At 52.6% G+C, this 2,047-nt stretch carries 2 protein-coding genes; one reads left to right on the top strand and one right to left on the bottom strand.

Features of this window, described 5'->3' with window-relative positions; translation table 11 throughout:
- The coding region (locus ACXJMY_RS37840; RefSeq protein WP_456624442.1) for a hypothetical protein at positions 1–464 on the top strand (464 nt) is incomplete at its 5' end.
- A 165-nt stretch (positions 465–629) separates the two neighbouring features.
- Here the strand turns inward: ACXJMY_RS37840 and ACXJMY_RS37835 are convergent.
- Positions 630–1,982 carry an O-antigen ligase family protein gene (locus tag ACXJMY_RS37835; protein WP_456624441.1) on the bottom strand — a complete coding sequence of 451 codons (1,353 nt, stop codon included), beginning with the start codon at positions 1,980–1,982 and terminating at the stop codon, positions 630–632.
- Positions 1,983–2,047 lie beyond the last annotated feature (65 nt).

Raw genomic sequence — 2,047 nt, 5'->3', positions numbered from 1 at the left:
TCTTCATAGAGCCTGGCTCGACCTTCGACTGCACCTTCTGTGATCTTCCCGATCTTCACGATCAGACTAGCGGCGTCAATTCTGGACCGACCCATGCGCTCTATCCTCGTAACGGGAATTATGGCGTCTGGATCCATATCAATCCGACGAGCTGGAGTTCTCCCTATGTCAGTTGCGCGACTGGCCGTTGGCATTTCGTGAGGACGACATTCAGGATGGATAATTCTCCCAATGGGTTTGTGCAGACTTGGCTCGATGGCAATCAGCTCTGGAATCGGAGCGGCGTGCAAGTTGGCACGCAAGCCAGGGCACCATTCTGGTGGAATCTGGCGTTGTATCGAGGGAACAATCTAAATGGCCTGCCGTTGGCCGTTTGGTATGCGAACATCGAAATAGATGCATCGGGCTCGCAGCCGTTTGCATCGCGCATCGACAGTCCGCTGCCGGTGCCACCACTGACATGATCGCCTAAGAAAGGCGACGGTCATGGACTAATGTATTATGGCGGCAGATGTGCCCGATCTACGCAGGCCGAAGGGTCTCGTTGCCTTGTTATGAGCCTTGCAATGGTCTCTTGAGTCTTTTGAATCGTCCTGGAGTTCACGTCGGACCAATTTAGCCGGACTGGATCAACTGTGATAGGCATCCAACCGCGCCAAGTTGATCATCATCGCAATGATCGGAAACACATACATGTTTTCAATTGCTGGAAGGATGTCACACTCAGTGGCCATGCTAATTCCACAACCAAAGATGCACGCGAACAGAGCCCAATAAAGGTCACTATTCAACCTTCGCCCAACTCGCCAGGCAGTAGCTGTTCCAACGCAAAGGAAAACGAGAAGCACGCCGGTTAAAATCGCCCCGCAATCAAGAAAGAAATTGATAATTGCATTATGCGCATGGGTGACCGGCATCAGGGTTCCCGAGGCCCAAAGTGGGCTCGTCCCCGTTCCATAGCGACCAGCACCAAACAGGAACAGGCCGATATCGCTGGTCCATTCATTTAGCAGCGGAACCCAAACCGATTCAACACGGCCTGTGAACAGGGCATCGGCCGAGACGTCGGAACCGCTATCAAACCCGATCGAAAGAAGAGCCTGAACGGTTGGTACGGTCCACAGGAGCGATGCGACGCCAGCCGCCGCAGCACCAACAGCCAAAATGACAAACCTGCGCCGCAGGACCAGGAATAGGGAACAGGAAGCTGCTACTATGACAAGCGCACTGCGTGACTGGAGAAGGAGAATTGCCACGAGCGCTAGACCGAGCGGGACGATCCAAAAAGCGCTCCGCGTAAGAGCTGTATAGAGCAACAGGGGTATTGTACAAATGTATATGGTTCCAATTGTATTGTAATGGACTCCAAAATACGTTTGGCAGAACTCGGCCATTTCGTACCGGCTCGCCGGGACAAGATCAGCCATTCCGCTTCGGTCACCTGAAAGCAGAACGGACGGATTCATCAGGACGAGAGCGACGAAAGCAATTGATAGCAATAGTATCGAAAGGCAGATCACGGTCGTGAGCCTCTCGAGCTCCTGAAAGGAGCGCATGCTCTTAAGGATGAAGAGGAACGGTAGAAGGTAAAAGCCCGGCACAATGCACGATAGTACAAAGCTGATGTAGGACTCTGGAAATGAGTCAGGGAAGCGGCTGTGCAAAAGAGGCGCGTTTGGAATCGATCTGATAAGGGCGATGGTGAAGGTGGCGAAGTACAGGAGAAAAAGTCTGATGGATGTTCGTTCGAGTTTGTCGGTCGCGTGTAGAGGCGCAGTGTGGAGCACCAGATAAGCCAAGACTACTGCTGATAATAAGTTGAATGGTTTAAGCCCTTGGATGTCGAACAAATTGTCTGTCACGCGCTGGAAGGGCAAAATGAAAACGAACAAGAGAAAGAAAAAGGTGCCAGCTTCCGCGACTGAATGCGGCGACGCGAGATGATAAGGCGCTCGGCCGCTATGGCTCAAAGAGGCACTCATCGACCTATCGAAATTGGTTGATCAGGTCGCCGCGAGGAAACCGGGCGTTTTGACTTGGCGACAAG

It is taken from the genome of Bradyrhizobium sp. P5_C12 (assembly GCF_054049735.1).
This window is presented reverse-complemented; position numbering and strand designations above follow the sequence as displayed.